Consider the following 15,722-nt stretch of genomic DNA (forward strand, 5'->3'; position numbering starts at 1 on the left):
CTACCGTCAGCCCTGCCAGGAGAGAGGAACCGATGTGACGCCGGAGCAGGACGCCGTGCTGCGCGACATCCAGGTTCAATTGCGCGGGCCCAGCCTGGCCGGCTGGCCGCAGCTCGGCGTCGACGCCGAGGGCAGGGCCCGCTCACTGGTGGACGGGCTGGCGGCGGCACTGCGCCGGATCGAGGACCTGACCGCGGAAACCGCCGAATTGCGCGCGCAGATCGCCGAGCTGCGGACCGAGATCAGCGAATTGGAGGCCGGTGCGGCCGATCTCGCCGATCAGGTGCAGCGCTCGCAGGGCAAGAGCCTGCCGTGGCCGCTGTCGCTGATCGAGGGTCCGGTGGAGCTGATCGTGGCTCAGCTGGCCCGGCTGGAAGCGCTGCTGGCCGAACGGCCGCCCGCTTCCGAACAGCTGAGTCTGCCGTGTCGGCCGGGCGAGCGCGATGGGTCACGCTGACCGGAACGGGAATTCGCCGGAGCAGGAGATCATCCGGCAATGAGCCGGGTCGACCGGGAGTTCTTCCGGGAATCCCGGAAGATCGCCAGAAGTTTGGCGATGAGCGGGTTCTCCAGAACAGGAGAACCCGCCCTCGATGGATGAATGTACTCCGTTGCGCCGAGGAAAGCAGCCGTTCACCGAGAATTTCTTCTTCGAAAGAGTTTCGGCGCGAGCATCTTTCGATCATCGGCTATCTCGGGGCAAGCGCATGCGAAGTGTTTCGGCCGATGCCTCATCACCTCGCCGTTGCCATCCGTTTGCCGCGCGCCTCGGTCCCCGCGCCGCAGACATGCGAGCGGGGTGGGTTCCGGCGAACCCACCCCGCTCCCCCTCATCGAAAACCCGGCGATTCCGGCGATCTCAGAGCCGTTCCGGGTCGATCAACCCCCGCCGCACCGCCGCCACCAGCCTGCGCGGCACACGATGGGTCACACCCGCCACCGTCACCGTGACCAGTTCCGGCGCCTTCGCCTTCCACTGCGACCGGCGACTGCGGGTATTCGACCGCGACATCCTGCGCTTCGGCACCGCCATCTCAGCCCTCCTTCCCGGCGCGCACCCGGCGGCCGTACTTGCGTTCGAACTTCTCCACCCGGCCCTGTGTGTCGAGCAGCCGCTGCGATCCGGTCCAGAACGGATGCGAATCCGAGGTCACGTCCACGACGATGAGCGGGTAGGTGTTCCCGTCGGTCCATGTCACGGTCCGCTGCGCGGTCGCGGTGGAACGGGTGAGGAACCGCTTGCCCGTGCTGGAGTCCTCGAACACCACAGGCCGATACTCGGGATGGATTCCTGATTTCACTGCACTTCTCCTGTCCGGCCTTTCGGCCCTGGAATATTGCCGCGGTTGGCATCGTCGACCTGTTCGCCCAGGTCCTCGCACGGGTCGACGTGCCATTCACCGAAGGGGTCCTCCCACCGCGCCACCCGTTCCGGCGCGCGCTCCACCATGCGCATTTCGTCGTCGTCGACCAGCGCCCAGTGCAGCGCGGTCCGGATCTCGTCCGGGTCGGCGTCGCAGGTCAGCACCACCAGTTCGATGTGCCGATCGCCGAATCGCTCGTCCCAGCCGATCGCGGCCATCGCCCGCCGGGTCGGATCGGCCGCGGCGTAGTCCTCGGCGCTCATGGCGGCCAGCCACATACCCGCGCCGCCGACGCGCAGCCCCCCGCCCGCGGACTCCAGCCACACCACCTCCTCGGGCTGGGTGGCCAGCCACACCCTGCCGCGCGCGCAGATCACACCGTCGAGCAGGACATCGAGAGCCTCGTGCAGGCGCGCCGGATGAAAGGGCCTGCGCGCGGAGAACTCCACGATCGTGACGCCGTGCTCGGGGGTCAACGGGGGCTGACCGCGCAGCAGCGGAGCGTGCGCGTCGAAGACGCGGCCGCGACGGGCATCTCCCGGAATGCGCGCGAGCAGATCACCGCTGAGCAGATCACCGCTGAGCACATCGTCCGCAGAGTCCGGTCCGTCGAGCCAGACGACCGGCGCCGTGGGTGCCAGCCTGTCCAGCACCGCGGTCAGACGGCCGCGCTCGAGCGGGTCCGCCGGAGGCTCGGCGACGAGCACCGCGTCGGCGAATTCCACGGCGCCGACGGACAGTTGGGCGACGGTGCGTTCGTCGTCGTCGACGACGGTGCGTTCGCCGTCGTCCGCGGCCGCCGATCCACGCTCGGCGACGGTCTCGTCGCCGGTGGCGTCCGCGAGCCAGCGCTCACCGTCCAGGCAGGCGAGCACGGCCTCGACACGCACATTGCGGGCGGCGGGCCCGTCCACACGCCCGTGCACTCCGGTCACCACCGTGTCGGCGATGGCGCCGCAGATCGCTTCGGCCTCGAAGGCCGGATCGAGAGCGAGCACGATCCGATCCACCGAATCGCGGGCGGAGAGTGTGCACAGCAGCGGGAGCAGATCGGCGCGCAGCGTGCAGGACACACAGCAGTGCGCCAGTTCTAGCACCGTGCGGCTCTCGCGGCCCTCGGTGGTCAGCGTGCGGCGCACGACCCCTTCGCGCAGTTCGCGCAGATCATGGCGGACGACGACTGTTCTTTCCGCTCGCCCCAGCGTGGCAGCCAACCGGCGCACGGCGGCCTCGGCGCGGCCGGGCGGACTCGTGAGCAGCAACACCGGGGTACGGCGATCAGGATCGCCGATCTGCGGGGCGGAATCGAGCGGCACCGGGAGCCCCTTTCGATAACGATTGTCATTTCGGTCGCCGCCAGCGTACAGTGCCCCACGGTCGTTGTCGAAAATGATTACCAACAAACGGAGGAGACCCCGGACATGTCCGCCCACTGCCAGGTCACCGGACGCAAGCCCGGCTTCGGCAAGTCCGTCTCGCACTCACACGTACGGACCAGCCGGCGCTGGGATCCCAACATCCAGCGCAAGACCTACTTCCTGCCCAGCGAAGGCAGGCGCGTCACGCTGACCGTGTCCGCCAAGGGCATCAAGACCATCGACCGCGACGGGATCGAGGCCGTGGTCGCACGCCTGCGCGCCCGCGGCGAGAAGATCTGAGGAGCGCCGAAGTGGCATCGAAATCCACCGAACTACGCCCCATCGTCAAGCTGAAATCCACAGCGGGCACGGGCTACACCTACGTCACCCGCAAGAACAGGCGCAACGATCCGGACCGCATGGTGTTGCGCAAATACGATCCGGTCGTACGCAAGCACGTCGACTTCCGCGAGGAGCGCTGATGGTCCAGCAGCTTGAAACAGCTTTCCGCGAGGAGCGCTGATGGTCCAGCAGTCCGAGACAGCCTTCCGCGAGGAGCACTAGTGGCAAAGAAGTCCAAGATCGCCCGCAACCAGCAGCGCGAGCAGATCGTCGCCCGGTACGCCGAGCGCCGTGCGGAACTGAAGGAATTGATCCGCCGCCCCAGCACCCCGGACGCCGACCGGGCAGCCGCGCAGGCGGCCCTGCAGCGACTGCCGCGCGATGCCAGTCCGGTAAGATTGCGCAATCGGGACGCCGCGGACGGACGACCGCGCGGTCACCTCCGCAAGTTCGGTCTCTCCCGTGTGCGCGTGCGCGAAATGGCCCACCGCGGAGAACTTCCCGGTGTGCACAAGTCGAGCTGGTAGAACCACCGATACCGCAGAAGGAATCCTGATATGGCAGTCAAGCGAGCACCGTCGAAGAAGGTCCGTGCGGAGCAGGCCCGCCGCCCCAAGAAGAACCCACTCATCGCCGCGGGGATCGAGACGGTGGACTACAAGGACGTGAATCTGTTGCGTACCTTCATCTCCGACCGCGGCAAGATCCGCAGCAGGCGCGTCACCGGCCTGACCCCGCAGCAGCAGCGGCAGGTCGCGGTCGCGGTGAAGAACGCCCGCGAGATGGCGCTGCTGCCGTTCACCAGTCGCTGACGCAAGCCCCCTGATCCGTGGGCGGGCCCGATCGATAGATCGGGCCCGCCCTCGTCATTTCTCGATCGAAACGCGTCTGACCAGCACGATCACAGCCCTCATCGGCCACGGCGAACAGATTCGTTCGCTTTCCACACACCTCCAGCCCTTACGAACGATATCGTTCGCAAAATTGCGAACTGATCAGTAGCTTCGGTTATGTCAATGCCGCATCAAAAAACGTGACCTTCATCACTGTCACCTGTTATGCACGTGTTATAGCCGTGTGATCTGATACCAGCACTTCACCCCGGTGCTAGGTTGATTCACAAGTGATTCACTTCATAAACACTCAGGGGGGTGAGTATATGACGACGCTGCGAGAAAAGGCTGCAAGACGAGATATGACAGTCCAGCGAGCCGGAATGCTCATGATCGGATCGTATCGTCCTCACCGAATTATATCCAATTCGGAACTCGCCGCCCACCTCGGGGTCGACGAACAATGGATCCTCACCCGCACCGGAATCAGTGAACGTCGTTTCGCCGGTCCTGAGGAGACGGTGATATCGATGTCGGTGCACGCCGCCGACAGCGCGCTGAGCGCCGCGGGCGTATCCGCGCGCGAGGTCGACGTCGTCCTGCTCGCCACCTCCACCCATATGAACCAGACTCCCGCCGCCGCGCCGATCATCGCCTCCGAACTCGGATGCGCCGGCCCGGCGGCATTCGACATTTCGGCGGGTTGCTCCGGCCTGGCGCACGGCGTGGGGCAGGCCACCGCGCTGATCAACTCCGGTCAGGCGGGCAACGTCCTGGTCATCGGCGCCGAAAAGCTCAGCCACGTGGTCGATCCCGACGACCGCGGGGTCGCGCCGATCTTCGGTGACGGCGCGGGCGCGGTGCTGATCGGCCCGACCGAGAACGGCCATATCCGCAAAACCGTTTGGGGCAGCGACGGTTCGTACGCCCGGTTGATCCGCCAGGAGCCGACCTGGGAGACGCTGCGCGCCGCACCGGCCACCACCGCGACACCGATGCTGCGGATGGAGGGCACCGAGGTATTCCGTTGGGCCACCGGCGCAGTGCCGCAGATCGTCGAGCGGATCGCTATCGCCGGCGAGATCGGTCTCGACGAGGTCGAGGTCTTCATCCCGCACCAGGCGAATCTGCGGATCATCGACGGCGTCGTCCGCAAACTGGGCTGGCGCGAAGAGTCGGTGGTGGTCGCCGACGATGTACGCCACACCGGAAACACGTCCGCGGCAGCGCTGCCGCTGGCGATCGACGACCTGATCTCCTCGGGTCGGGCCAAGCCGGGTCAGCTCGCGCTCCAGGTTTCCTTCGGAGCGGGTCTGTCGTACGCGGGACAAGTTTTCGAGCTGCCTCGCGTCGCCTGAATACCGGATTATTTTCGCTGTTCAAAGGTTGTACGTATGAGTGTTATCTTCTCCAGCTACGACGAACCCCTCGGGCCCCGCGCCACCCGATATTTCGGGGAAGGTTACCGAAAGGTCGGACCGGAACTGGCCGCCCTGCGCCTCGGAAATTCCGTCCGGCCAGGCACACGCCATTCCGCGGTGGCCCGGCTGGAATATCCGGCGGCCTGGTCGACCAAAAAACATCGGGAACTCGTCCCGCACGTGAGCAGCGTGGACACGGTCATGCTCGCCGCGACACTCTGCGACGCGGCGGTGACTCGCGCCCGCGGCCTCACCCCCGAGCAGTCGGCCCGCACCTGGGTCCGTCACGGCGCGGTCCGGGCGGGCGCGGCCCCACACGAAGACCTCGACCACATACCCGTGGAAGCCCAGGTCACCGCTCTCGCCGAGGACGGTGACAGCGCGGAGACCACCTTCAAGTTCCAAGTGGGCAACCTCGCGGGCACGCTGACGCTGGTACACGCGGTCGGCACCGGCAGCGGCCCCGAACTCGAGGGCGTCGACGGCTTCGACAGTCTCACCGACATCTTCGGCCCGGCCCCGCACTACTACCTCACCGGCGTCAAGGACCACAGCCTCAGCGCCACCGATCTGACCGTCGACGCCGAGGCCACCCGTGTCACCGGCAGGCAGACCGTACGTCCGGGCGCCGAGGGCGACGCCGGCTATGTGGGCGCCGAAGCGGCCTACTGGGATTCGGTGTCCCCGATCGACGCCATCGTCGGCGCCGCCCAGCTCTCCCAGATCCTGCTGTACCAGATGGATTCGCTGGACCGCACCAACAGCGACACCCTGTGGATGCGCAAGCTGGAGTTCTTCTCCGAGGCGCCGCCGCGCCCGTCGACCGAGGAATTCGACGGCACCGTGGAGATCAAGCGCGCCTCGATCATCGACCGCGGCGGCCAGCGCTGGCGCAGCGCCGATCTGTTGATCAAGGAATTCCAGGGCGTGACCGGCTCGTGCCTGCTCGCCCACCGGCTACCCGACTGAGGCGGAGATGACGAATGATGCGGCGATGACCGACGACAACCCCGACAAGCCCGCACCCCTGCGGATCGCCGTCACGGGCGCGCCCGGCACCGGCCGCGCCACGGTGTGCACCGCGCTGGCGCTGGCCACCGGCCTCGACTGCGCCTCCGTCTCCGACGGTCTGGTGCGTCCGCGCACGCCGCGGCGCCTGGCCGAGACCGTGGACGCGGCGGTGCGCGGTTTCGAGCAGCGCGTCGACGGTGAGGCCAGGATTCCCGGCAGTTTCCTCTCCGACGGCTCGGTACTGCACGAATGGGCCGTGGCCGAAGCCACGAGGCGCACCAAGCGATTACGGCACTGGGCGCTGTCTCCGTTGGACCTGCCGTACCGTATCTTCGAAGAACGCTATCTGCTCGCGCACCACCGCATCGTCGCGCGGCACGCGGCCACGACCTACGACGGATTCGTCCATCTACGCCTTCCCGAGGACGCGGAGGCGACAGCGGACGATGCCCGGCGCACCGTCGTCGACCGGCTGCTGCTGGACACCCTGCAGCAGTCCTCGCTGCCGTATCTGGTGGTCGGTGGATCGCTCGAGCAGATCGTCACCCACGTGACCGGAATGTGGCAGCTGCCGCAACGTATTCCGGTCGGCGACGCGGTGTCGGCCGCGTTGCGCGCCGCCTGACGTCACGTCGCGGCGTCGAACTTCGAAGGGATTCCCACATGGCCACCGCCGGTGCCGAGACCGGACCACAGCGGTCGCCGGGCGCGATCTGGACCCTCGTGGTCGTCGCGCTCGCGACCTTCATGTTGATGCTGGATCTGACGGTCGTGAACGTCGCGCTGCCCGACATCCGCGCGGCGTTCGACTCGTCTTTCTCGGCGCTGCAATGGATCCTGGACGCGTACGCGCTCGGCTTGGCGGCCGTGCTGCTGGCCGCGGGCTCGCTGGCCGACCGGCTCGGGCGCAAGCGGGTGTTCGACGTCGGCCTCGTCGTGTTCGTGCTCTCGTCGCTGGCCTGCGGACTCGCGCCCAGCGACGACGTGCTGATCGTGGCGCGGTTCGTCCAGGGCCTGGGCGGCGCGATCCTCTTCGCGGTCGGACCCGCCCTGCTCGGACACGAATTCCGCGGCAAGGACCGGGGGATGGCCTTCGGCGTGTTCGGCGCCGTCACCGGCCTGGCCATCGCCTTCGGTCCGCTGATCGGCGGCGGCCTGGCCGAGTCGGCGGGCTGGCGCTGGATCTTCCTGATCAACGTGCCGGTCACCATCGCCGCGATGGCGATCGGCTATCTCAAGATGCGCGAATCCCGCAGCGAGACACCGCCGCCGGTGGACTGGCCGGGCATGATCGCCTTCTCCGCGGGTCTGTTCTTCCTGGTGCTCGGCTTCATGCGCGGCGAGGCGGACGGCTGGACCAGCTGGATCGTCCTGGGCTGCTTCGCGCTCGCGGTGGCGCTGCTGGCCGGGTTCACCTGGTTGCAGGTCACCAGGCCCGACCAGGCGATGTTCGATCTGTCGCTGTTCGGCAACCGCACCTTCAACGGCCTGTCGGTGGTCACCGCGCTGTGCGCGCTCACCGTGATGCCCGCGCTGTTCCTGCTGATCGCCTACGTGCAGAATATGCTCGGGCATTCGGCGTTCGCCAGCGGTCTGCGCTTCCTGCCGCTGACCCTGCTGCTGTTCGTCGCGGCGGCGGGCGCGGGCACTCTGGTGACCAAGGTGCATCCCGGCGTCCTGGTCGGCATCTCGCAGTTGCTCATCGCCGCGGGCCTGGCCGCGGTCGTGCTGGTGGACACCGAGTCGGTATGGACCGCGCTCATTCCCGCGATGATCCTGATCGGCCTCGGCATGGGCGTGTTCAACCCGCCGCGCGCGGCGTTCTCCATCGCCGTCACCACGCCGGACAAGTCCGGAATGGCCTCGGGCATCAACGAGACCTTCCAGCAGGCCGGTGTGGCGGTGGGCATCGCGGCGGTCGGCGCCTTCTTCCACAACCAGGTCTCCGGCGCGTTCGCCGAGACCGACACCGCGCGCCAGGTTTTCGACGATCAGGCCGCCACCGCGGGCGATGCGGTCGCGGCAGGCGGCCCCGCGGCGGTGCTGGAGGGCCTGCCCGCCGCGGCGACCGACGTGGTGCGCTCCGCGGCCGAGGCCGCCTTCGTCGACGGCCTGCACACCACCATGCTGCTGGTCGCGGCGCTCGCGGCGATCTCGGGCGCCATCGCGCTGTTCACGATGCGCCCGGACGACCTCGACGAGGCCGCGCTGGACAGTCCCGGCATACCCGCCGACGGCGCAGGCGACTCCGGCGCCGGCGCCGAACGGCCCGCCGACCGTCCGAGCGAACTCGCCGCACAGCGGGCGGCGCAGATCATCGCCCAGGCGAAAGCCGATGCCCAAGAGGCGGACGGCGCCGGACGCACCGTCTCGGCGACCCTCGCCAAGGCCCCCGCAGCGCCCGCGGGCGGCGCCCGGCGGAGCAAAGCCACAGCGCGCTCCACGCAAACGCGGGCGGACGCCGCGACCGGCAGGCAGCGGGCGACAGCGACGCCGGACAGCGATGACGCCACGATCCGCACGACACCCGTCGGCCGCCCGGCCGACGCCGCCGCCTCGCGGCGCGGCTCCTCGACCGCCCGCCGGAGCACCGCCGTGGACCGGCCGGTCGCGCCGTCCGCTTCGGCAGGCGATCGCGGTACGCGCGCATCCGATTCCGCCCGGGTCGCCACGGCCGAAAAAGCTACGGCCGACAACGCTACGGTGGGGCTCGATTCCGCGAAGGGCCTCGATTCCGCGAAGGACAGCGCGCTCACGGTCGGTGCCGTTCCACGCTCGCCCGTCTCGGGCCGCTTCACCGAGGCCACCGCACGACGTTCGGCCCGCACGAGCGACGCCCTCGCCGAGACCGACCGCGCCGAGACCGACCGCCCCGGCGATGTCACCACGCGCAGTGCCGCTGCCCTCTCCGACGCCGAACGGCGCGAGGCGGCGGGCAAGCACCGCCTGACCGACCCGAAGGCGATCGCCACCGCGGCGCGAGCGGCTCAGCCGGCATCGCCGACCACGGCCGCGCCCGCCGGCGATGCCCCGGCTATCGGCGAGAAAGCGACAGCCACCGCTACCGAGAGCCCCGCTGTCCCGGCCTCCGAGCTCGACAGCACAAGCTCCGCGGCGGCCACCGAGGCAGGCACCGCCGTCGAGACCACGACCGGATCCACTTCGGACACCTCGTCCACGACCGGTCGGCGCGCCACGGCCCGGACTCGGACGAACAGCGCGGCGGGCGGTAAGCACCGCGCCGCGGGGTCGGAGATCACGGCCGCGACGCCGAGGCACGCCAGCGGACGGCGCGCGGCCGCGACCTCGTCCGCCGCGACCTCCGCGAGCGCAACCTCCGCCACCGCGACCTCTGCCACCGCGACCTCCCCCACCGCGACCTCCGCGGCAATCTCTGCCGACACCGGCGCCTCCGGTTCCACGACCTCGACCTCCTCGGCTGCCACGGCGGACGCGGAGGCCGAAACATCCGCGACAGAGCAGACCGCCACGAAACGAACGACCGCCCGCAAGCGCACACGCGGCGCCGCGAAAGCGCCCGCCGCACAGGCCACCCGGGCCGCCGAGCAGCCCGCGAAAGCGGCCGCGCAACCGGCGAAGGCGGCCAGACAGCCCGCCAAGCGGACCACGACCGGGACGGCCAGGAATACCGCGGCGAAGAAGGCCGCCGCGTCCGGTGATAAGGGCACGACCACCGGCGCTCGAAGTGCGGCGGCCGGCACGAAGGGCACCACGTCCGGGGGCAGGGGCACGGCGTCGACCACGAAGAGCACCGCGTCCGGCGCCAAGAGCACCGCGTCCGGCTCGAAGACCACGTCCGAGGCGAAGAGCACGGCAGACCGCGGCTCGTCGCGCGCCGCCTCGACGGGTGCCGGCGCAACGGCCACGGGCGCCGACGGCGCGGGCGCCACCACGACGGACTGAGCCGGGCCACAGGTTCGCACAAGGATCGGAGCGCACATGTACCTCGTCGGTGGACAGCGACGCGAGAGCATCAAACTCGCGATATCGGGCACCTACGGCACGGGGAAGAGCACCACCACCGAGACGTTGTCGATCGCCACCGGCATCGCGCGCACCCATGCGCTCACCTCCCGTGAGCTGCTGATCGACCTCGTTCCCGGCAAGACGGTGATGGAGCTCAATTCGATCGAGCTGCTGCTGCTCGGCCTGCGGCGCTTCGAGGAACGGGTGCACAACGAGTCCAGGGACGACTCCTTCATCTCCGACGGTTCCGTGGTGCACGAATGGGTGTACGGCACGGCCAGGATGGCGGTGGGCATCAATCCCGGCGCGGGCATGCTGCTGCGCACCGTGAAGAGCGTGGCGGGCATCGGACGCAAGAAGCCGCTGCTGGAGTACACCGACATCATCGGCGACATCGTCAAGGAACGCGCCGCGCGGCTGTACGACGCCTATGTGCACCTGCCGGTGGAGTTCGAGATGCGCAAGGACGGCCACCGCCCGGTCTCCGAACCGTTCCGCAAGCTGTCCGACGACACCCTGCTACAGGTGGTCAAGGACATCGGTCTGCCCTACGAGGTGGTCGGCGGCAGCGTCTACGAGCGTGTCACCCGGATCATCGAACTGTTCGACCTCGAGACCGTGATGCCGGTCGAGGAGGCCATCGAAGAGGCGCAGCGGCGCGTCACCCAGGCCACCGCCGTGCTCGAGGAAGACGATCGGTTCAAGGCCGCCCAACGCCAGAAGTCGACCTGGCGCAAACTCTCCTACGCCATGCGGTACTGACACTCGCCCCGACGACGCGTGGGCCCCCGCAGCGTGCTGCGGGGGCCCACGTCTGTCCGCCGCTGTTCTGCGCGGTGGCTGATCCCGGCCTTACGGGATGGTCAGAACCTGGCCGGGATGGATCAGATCCGGGTTCGCGATGCCGCTGGCGTTCGCGATCTCCTGGTAGCGGTTGCCGTCGCCGTAGAAGCGCTCGGCGATCGCCCACAGGGTGTCGCCGGGCTCGACGGTGTAGGTGCGGACCTCCGGCGCGGGCGGCGGGGGCACCTCTTCGGCGACCGGCGCGGCAGCGACCGGCTCCGGCTCCGGCTCCGGCTCCGGAGCGGGCAGCGGGTTGTCGGTGTGGGTCCCGGAGGCCCAAGCCGCCGAACCGTCGGCGCCGTAGAGCACCACGTTGCGGTCCGCCTGCACGACCAGTCGGTCGACGTTCTCGCCGTTGGTCTCGGTGGACCATGCGGCGCCCTCGCCCTTGTAGAGAACGAAGTTGCCGTCCGTCTGCAGGACGGCGCGCTGGACACCCTGATCGTGGGTCTGGGTGGCCCAGACGACCTCGCCGTCCGGCTCGGAGAGCACGAGGTTGCCGTCCGGCTGCAGGGTCAGGGTGTATGCACCGCCGGTCAGGGACTCGCCGAGTCCGAGTTCTTCGCCTACACGCAGCGTGTCGCCCACGTTGTTCCTTTCGAGATGTTCCTGTGCACAGCACCCGACAGCGATGCCCGCCGAAAATCGTTGACGCGCATCGCCGCCGAATCTACCGTCGCATCGGTAGCCGGGGCGGGATTACGCGCAGGGTTCGCGGAACGTTCACTGTGGGGAATATCCCACCGCCGGACTAGGCTGATCGCATGCACAGGATGTCGAGCCGAGGTACCGCCACCGCGTTGACCGTCTTGCTCCTCGGGCTCGTCGCGACGGGCTGCGGCCTCGGCGGAGACGCCGACGACGATGCCGCGCAGGACGCTACGCGTTCCGGCAGCATCGCCACGTCCGCACAGACCACGGCGTCGGCGCCGCCGAGCGAGGCACCGCAGCCGAGCGGCACCCTCGTGACCGCGGACCCGACCATCGTGGACGCACACCCGATTCCGTTCAGATCCTGGTCGCGCCTGGCCGAGAACCGGATCGCGATCAATTTCGAAATGGGTTCACCGGAGTGTTACGGCGTCGACGCGGTGACCACCGAAACCGACACGACGGTCACGGTGGAGTTGCGCTCGGGCACCCGCGCCGACGCCGTGGGCAAGATGTGCGTGATGATCGCCGTGTTCGCCCACATGGAGATCCCGCTGGAGCGACCGCTGGGCGATCGAACCGTGCTCAGCGCCGCGTGAACGTGTAGGCCATCCCCTCTTCGAGGGTGGGGTGACTGAACTCGAATCCACTGCCCACCAGCGCTTTCGGCACCATTCGATGGCCGTTCAGCAGTTCGGCACCCGCCTCGCCGCCGATCAGCTTCAGCAGCGCGCCCGGCACGGTGATCAGAGCGGGGCGACGCAACGCGCGGGCGAAGGCCTTGGTGAACACCGCGTTGGTGACCGCTTCCGGCGCAACGAGATTGACCGGACCCGAGACCGGCTCGACGAGCAGCCACTGCACGGCCGCGAGCCAGTCCTGCAACGTGATCCACGGGACGTACTGGCGGCCGCTGCCGAACTTGCCGCCGAGTCCGAGCTTGAACAGCGGACTGAGCCCCTCCACCATCATGGAGTCCGCGGCCAGCACGTTCGAGGTGCGCAGCAGGACCACTCGCGTGCCCGCTTCCGTGGCCGCGGCCGTGGCCGCCTCCCAGTCCCGGCACATGGTGCCGAGGAAGTCGTCGGCGTTGGGGGTGAACTCGTCGACCTCGCGGTCCCCGGAATCGCCGTACCAGCCCGCCGCCGAGGCGTTGAGCAGCACCGGCACCGAGGCCTCGGCCACCGCGCGCGCCAATACCTGTGTGGGCAGGATCCGGCTGTCGCGCAATTCCTGCTGGTAGGCCGGGGTCCACCGCTGGGCCGCGACGGGGGCGCCGCACAGGTTGATCACCGCGTCGACGCCGGTGAGCACGGCGCTGTCGAAGTCCGAACCCGTTGGATCCCAGGTGATCTCGTCGGCTCCGGCGGCAGGGCGACGCACCAGCGTCACCACTTCGTGGCCTGCGCCGCGCAGTATGGAAACTAGATTTCGACCCAGATGTCCCGACGATCCGGCGACTACGATACGCATTCGCTCATTGTGCCGTAGGGCGCCGGGGCGGGCGCGGCGGGCAGAGAAACGGCGAGGGTGGACACCGTGTGCGTCCACCCTCGCCGGAGAGCTCTCGCGCTCAGTGCGCGAAGTGGCGGGATCCGGTCAGGTAGAGCGTGACTCCCGCTTCCTTGGCCAGGTCGATGGTCTCCTGGTCGCGCACCGACCCGCCGGGCTGCACGATGGCGCGCACACCGGCCTGGATCAGCTGCTGCGGGCCGTCCGGGAACGGGAAGAACGCGTCCGACGCGGCGACCGAGCCCTTGGCGCGATCCCCGGCCCGGCGAACGGCCAGCTGCACCGCGTCGACCCGGTTGACCTGGCCCATACCCACACCCACCGACGCGCCGTCGGCCGCCAGCAGGATGGCGTTGGACTTCACCGCGCGGCAGGCCACCCAGGCGAACGCCAGGTCGGTGAGGGTCTGCTCGTCGGCGGCCTCGCCGGCGACCAGGGTCCAGTTGGCCGGGTCGTCGCCCTCGGCGTCGAGGATGTCGCGCTGCTGGAGCAGCGCGCCGCCGCTGATCGGGCGCAGTTCCACGCCCGCGCGCTGCGGCGGTTCGGCGATCAGGATGCGCACGTTCTTCTTGCGCTGCAGCACCTCCACCGCGCCGTGCGCGTAGGAGGGGGCGATGATGACCTCGGTGAAGATGTCGGCCACCTGCTCGGCCAGCTCGACGGTGACCTCACGGTTGGTCGCGATGACGCCGCCGAAGGCGCTCACCGGATCGCAGGCGTGCGCCTTGCGGTGCGCCTCGGCCACATCGGCGCCGATCGCGATGCCACACGGATTGGCGTGCTTGATGATCGCGACCGCGGGGCTGCTGTGGTCGTAGGCGGCGCGCCAGGCGGCGTCGGCGTCGGTGTAGTTGTTGTACGACATCTCCTTGCCGTGCAACTGCTTGGCCTGGGCCAGGCCGGGCTGTCCGTCGGCGGTGTACAGCGCCGCGGACTGGTGCGGGTTCTCGCCGTAGCGCAGCACCGCGGCACGTTCCCAGCTGCCGCCGATCCACGCCGGGTACGGGGTGCCGGGCGCCTCGCCCTCGGCTTCGGCCACCGCGGGGGCGCGCACCCCGGTCATCCAGCTCGCGACCGCCACGTCGTAGGCGGCGGTGTGCTGGAAGGCCTTGGCCGCCAGAGCGGTCCGCTGCGCGAGGGTGAAACCGCCCTCGGTCACCGCCGACAGCACGTCGGCGTAGTCACCGGCGTCGACGACCACGGCCACCGACGGGTGGTTCTTCGCGGCCGCGCGCACCATCGACGGGCCGCCGATGTCGATCTGCTCGACGCACTCGTCCTGGCTCGCGCCACTGGCGACGGTCTGGGTGAACGGGTAGAGGTTCACCACCACCAGTTGGAACGCCTCGACGCCCAGCTCGGTGAGCTGGTCCAGGTGCTCGGCCTTGCGGGTGTCGGCGAGGATGCCCGCGTGCACCCGGGGGTGCAGCGTCTTGACCCGGCCGTCGAGGGTCTCGGGGAAGCCGGTCAGCTCCTCGACCTTGGTCACCGGGATACCGGCCTCGGCGATCTTGCCCGCGGTGGAACCGGTCGAGACCAGTTCCACGCCCGCGGCGTGCAGACCGCTCGCGAGCTCCACGAGCCCGGTCTTGTCGTAGACGCTCACCAGCGCCCTGCGGATCGGCTTGCGTTCAGTCACCGGTGCACCCGCTCATCTGGAATTACTGCCTTTCGTCCGTCGGAGACAATGCCTCGCGTGGCGACGGCGGCGACGACTTCCGCCAGCAACCGTCGTTCGACAACCTTGATGCGCTCGTGCAGGGTGGCCTCGTCGTCACCGGGCAGCACCGGCACCGGCTCCTGCGCCAGGATCGGGCCGGTGTCCACGCCCGCGTCGACCAGATGCACCGTCGAGCCGGTGACCCGCACCCCGTAGGCGAGCGCGTCACGCACACCGTGCGCGCCGGGGAAGGACGGCAGCAGCGCGGGATGGGTGTTGATGATCCGACCGCCGAAGCGAGCCAGGAAGGCCGGGCCGAGGATCTTCATGAAGCCCGCGGAGACCACCAGATCCGGGTGGTAGGCCGCGACCTGCTCGGTCAGCGCCGCGTCCCAGGCATCGCGGTCGGCGTAGTCGGGCAGCGCGACCCGGAAATGCGGAACACCCGCCTCCTCGGCGTGACCGGTGGCCGCACACGAGCGATCCACGCCCACAGCGACGATCTTCGCCGGATACCCGGGTTCGCCCGCCGCGTCGAGCAGGGAACGCAGCAGCGATCCGGTGCCCGAGGCGAGCACAACGACGGTAGCCGGGGCCGCGGTCGGCATCCACGTGGCATGCGAAGGCGTCAGCGCTCTACTCCTGCGTGTCGATCTGTCGGCGGGGGAACGTCACCGCCGGTGATCAGCGTAGTCGGTGGCGCGGACGATCTTGACGACCGGTCGGCAGCGGGTGCTCCG

General features: G+C 69.2%; 18 protein-coding genes. 11 read left to right on the forward strand and 7 right to left on the reverse strand.

The features are described 5' to 3' along the window. Positions 1-34: 34 nt before the first annotated feature. The gene (locus NS3_RS02925) at positions 35-457 is read left to right on the forward strand and encodes a hypothetical protein (protein WP_067853080.1); all 423 of its coding nucleotides are present in this window, start codon (positions 35-37) and stop codon (positions 455-457) included. A 402-nt stretch (positions 458-859) separates the two neighbouring features. On the opposite strand, the gene rpmF is transcribed toward NS3_RS02925, so the two are convergent. From rpmF to mrf, 3 genes are read right to left on the reverse strand one after another with little or no spacing between them, the layout of a single operon-like run. Then, entirely contained in the window at positions 860-1,033 is a 174-nt protein-coding gene (rpmF, locus tag NS3_RS02930) for a 50S ribosomal protein L32 (RefSeq protein WP_067853082.1), read from the reverse strand. 1 nt (position 1,034) lies between these two features. Continuing rightward, positions 1,035-1,301 (reverse strand): type B 50S ribosomal protein L31, encoded by a 267-nt coding sequence (locus NS3_RS02935; protein ID WP_067853084.1) that lies wholly within the window; start codon positions 1,299-1,301, stop codon positions 1,035-1,037. Next, complete coding sequence (mrf, locus tag NS3_RS02940; protein ID WP_373865274.1) at positions 1,298-2,680, reverse strand: ribosome hibernation factor-recruiting GTPase MRF; 1,383 nt, start codon at positions 2,678-2,680, stop codon at positions 1,298-1,300. Before mrf ends, NS3_RS02935 begins: the two co-directional genes overlap by 4 nt. A 105-nt stretch (positions 2,681-2,785) precedes the next feature. Between mrf and rpmB the strand changes: the two genes are divergently transcribed. The 9 genes from rpmB (at position 2,786) to NS3_RS02985 (ending at position 11,078) form a co-directional block, all read left to right on the forward strand. Further along, positions 2,786-3,022 carry a 50S ribosomal protein L28 gene (gene rpmB, locus NS3_RS02945; RefSeq protein WP_067853087.1) on the forward strand — a complete coding sequence of 79 codons (237 nt, stop codon included), beginning with the start codon at positions 2,786-2,788 and terminating at the stop codon, positions 3,020-3,022. 11 nt (positions 3,023-3,033) lie between these two features. Then, positions 3,034-3,204: a 50S ribosomal protein L33 gene (rpmG, locus tag NS3_RS02950; protein ID WP_011211511.1), complete on the forward strand. Its 171-nt coding sequence runs from the start codon at positions 3,034-3,036 to the stop codon at positions 3,202-3,204. A gap of 81 nt (positions 3,205-3,285) precedes the next feature. Beyond that, the gene (gene rpsN, locus NS3_RS02955; RefSeq protein WP_067853090.1) at positions 3,286-3,591 is read left to right on the forward strand and encodes a 30S ribosomal protein S14; all 306 of its coding nucleotides are present in this window, start codon (positions 3,286-3,288) and stop codon (positions 3,589-3,591) included. A gap of 30 nt (positions 3,592-3,621) precedes the next feature. Next, positions 3,622-3,876 carry a 30S ribosomal protein S18 gene (gene rpsR, locus NS3_RS02960; RefSeq protein WP_011211513.1) on the forward strand — a complete coding sequence of 85 codons (255 nt, stop codon included), beginning with the start codon at positions 3,622-3,624 and terminating at the stop codon, positions 3,874-3,876. Between the two features lie 404 nt (positions 3,877-4,280). Beyond that, positions 4,281-5,255 (forward strand): beta-ketoacyl-ACP synthase III, encoded by a 975-nt coding sequence (locus NS3_RS02965; RefSeq protein WP_281204737.1) that lies wholly within the window; start codon positions 4,281-4,283, stop codon positions 5,253-5,255. 36 nt (positions 5,256-5,291) lie between these two features. Beyond that, positions 5,292-6,287, forward strand: a complete 996-nt coding sequence (locus NS3_RS02970; protein WP_067853094.1) for an AvrD family protein — start codon at positions 5,292-5,294, stop codon at positions 6,285-6,287. 25 nt (positions 6,288-6,312) lie between these two features. Further along, on the forward strand, positions 6,313-6,954 hold the full coding sequence (locus NS3_RS02975) for an adenylate kinase family protein (RefSeq protein WP_067853560.1): 642 nt from the start codon (positions 6,313-6,315) through the stop codon (positions 6,952-6,954). Positions 6,955-6,992: 38 nt separating this feature from the next. Further along, the gene (locus NS3_RS29720) at positions 6,993-10,253 is read left to right on the forward strand and encodes a DHA2 family efflux MFS transporter permease subunit (protein ID WP_218018183.1); all 3,261 of its coding nucleotides are present in this window, start codon (positions 6,993-6,995) and stop codon (positions 10,251-10,253) included. Between the two features lie 36 nt (positions 10,254-10,289). After that, positions 10,290-11,078 carry an AAA family ATPase gene (locus tag NS3_RS02985; RefSeq protein WP_067853096.1) on the forward strand — a complete coding sequence of 263 codons (789 nt, stop codon included), beginning with the start codon at positions 10,290-10,292 and terminating at the stop codon, positions 11,076-11,078. Between the two features lie 90 nt (positions 11,079-11,168). On the opposite strand, the gene NS3_RS02990 is transcribed toward NS3_RS02985, so the two are convergent. Then, positions 11,169-11,747, reverse strand: coding sequence for a LysM peptidoglycan-binding domain-containing protein (locus tag NS3_RS02990; protein ID WP_067853099.1), 579 nt, complete (start codon positions 11,745-11,747; stop codon positions 11,169-11,171). Between the two features lie 212 nt (positions 11,748-11,959). Between NS3_RS02990 and NS3_RS02995 the strand changes: the two genes are divergently transcribed. After that, positions 11,960-12,409, forward strand: a complete 450-nt coding sequence (locus NS3_RS02995; RefSeq protein WP_245649445.1) for a hypothetical protein — start codon at positions 11,960-11,962, stop codon at positions 12,407-12,409. Here the strand turns inward: NS3_RS02995 and NS3_RS03000 are convergent. From NS3_RS03000 to purN, 3 genes are all read right to left on the reverse strand, one after another. Beyond that, entirely contained in the window at positions 12,396-13,283 is an 888-nt protein-coding gene (locus NS3_RS03000) for a TIGR01777 family oxidoreductase (RefSeq protein WP_067853116.1), read from the reverse strand. The genes NS3_RS02995 and NS3_RS03000 overlap by 14 nt on opposite strands. A 100-nt stretch (positions 13,284-13,383) precedes the next feature. After that, a complete protein-coding gene (gene purH, locus NS3_RS03005; RefSeq protein WP_067853121.1) occupies positions 13,384-14,961 on the reverse strand; it encodes a bifunctional phosphoribosylaminoimidazolecarboxamide formyltransferase/IMP cyclohydrolase in 1,578 nt (525 codons plus the stop codon). Next, a complete protein-coding gene (gene purN / locus NS3_RS03010) occupies positions 14,958-15,590 on the reverse strand; it encodes a phosphoribosylglycinamide formyltransferase (RefSeq protein WP_067853123.1) in 633 nt (210 codons plus the stop codon). The genes purH and purN overlap by 4 nt, the downstream gene beginning before the upstream one ends. Between the last annotated feature and the right edge of the window lie 132 nt (positions 15,591-15,722).

Origin of the sequence: Nocardia shimofusensis NBRC 100134 (genome assembly GCF_001613125.1) — a bacterium.
In the GTDB taxonomy this organism is placed as follows: Bacteria; Actinomycetota; Actinomycetes; order Mycobacteriales; family Mycobacteriaceae; genus Nocardia; species Nocardia shimofusensis.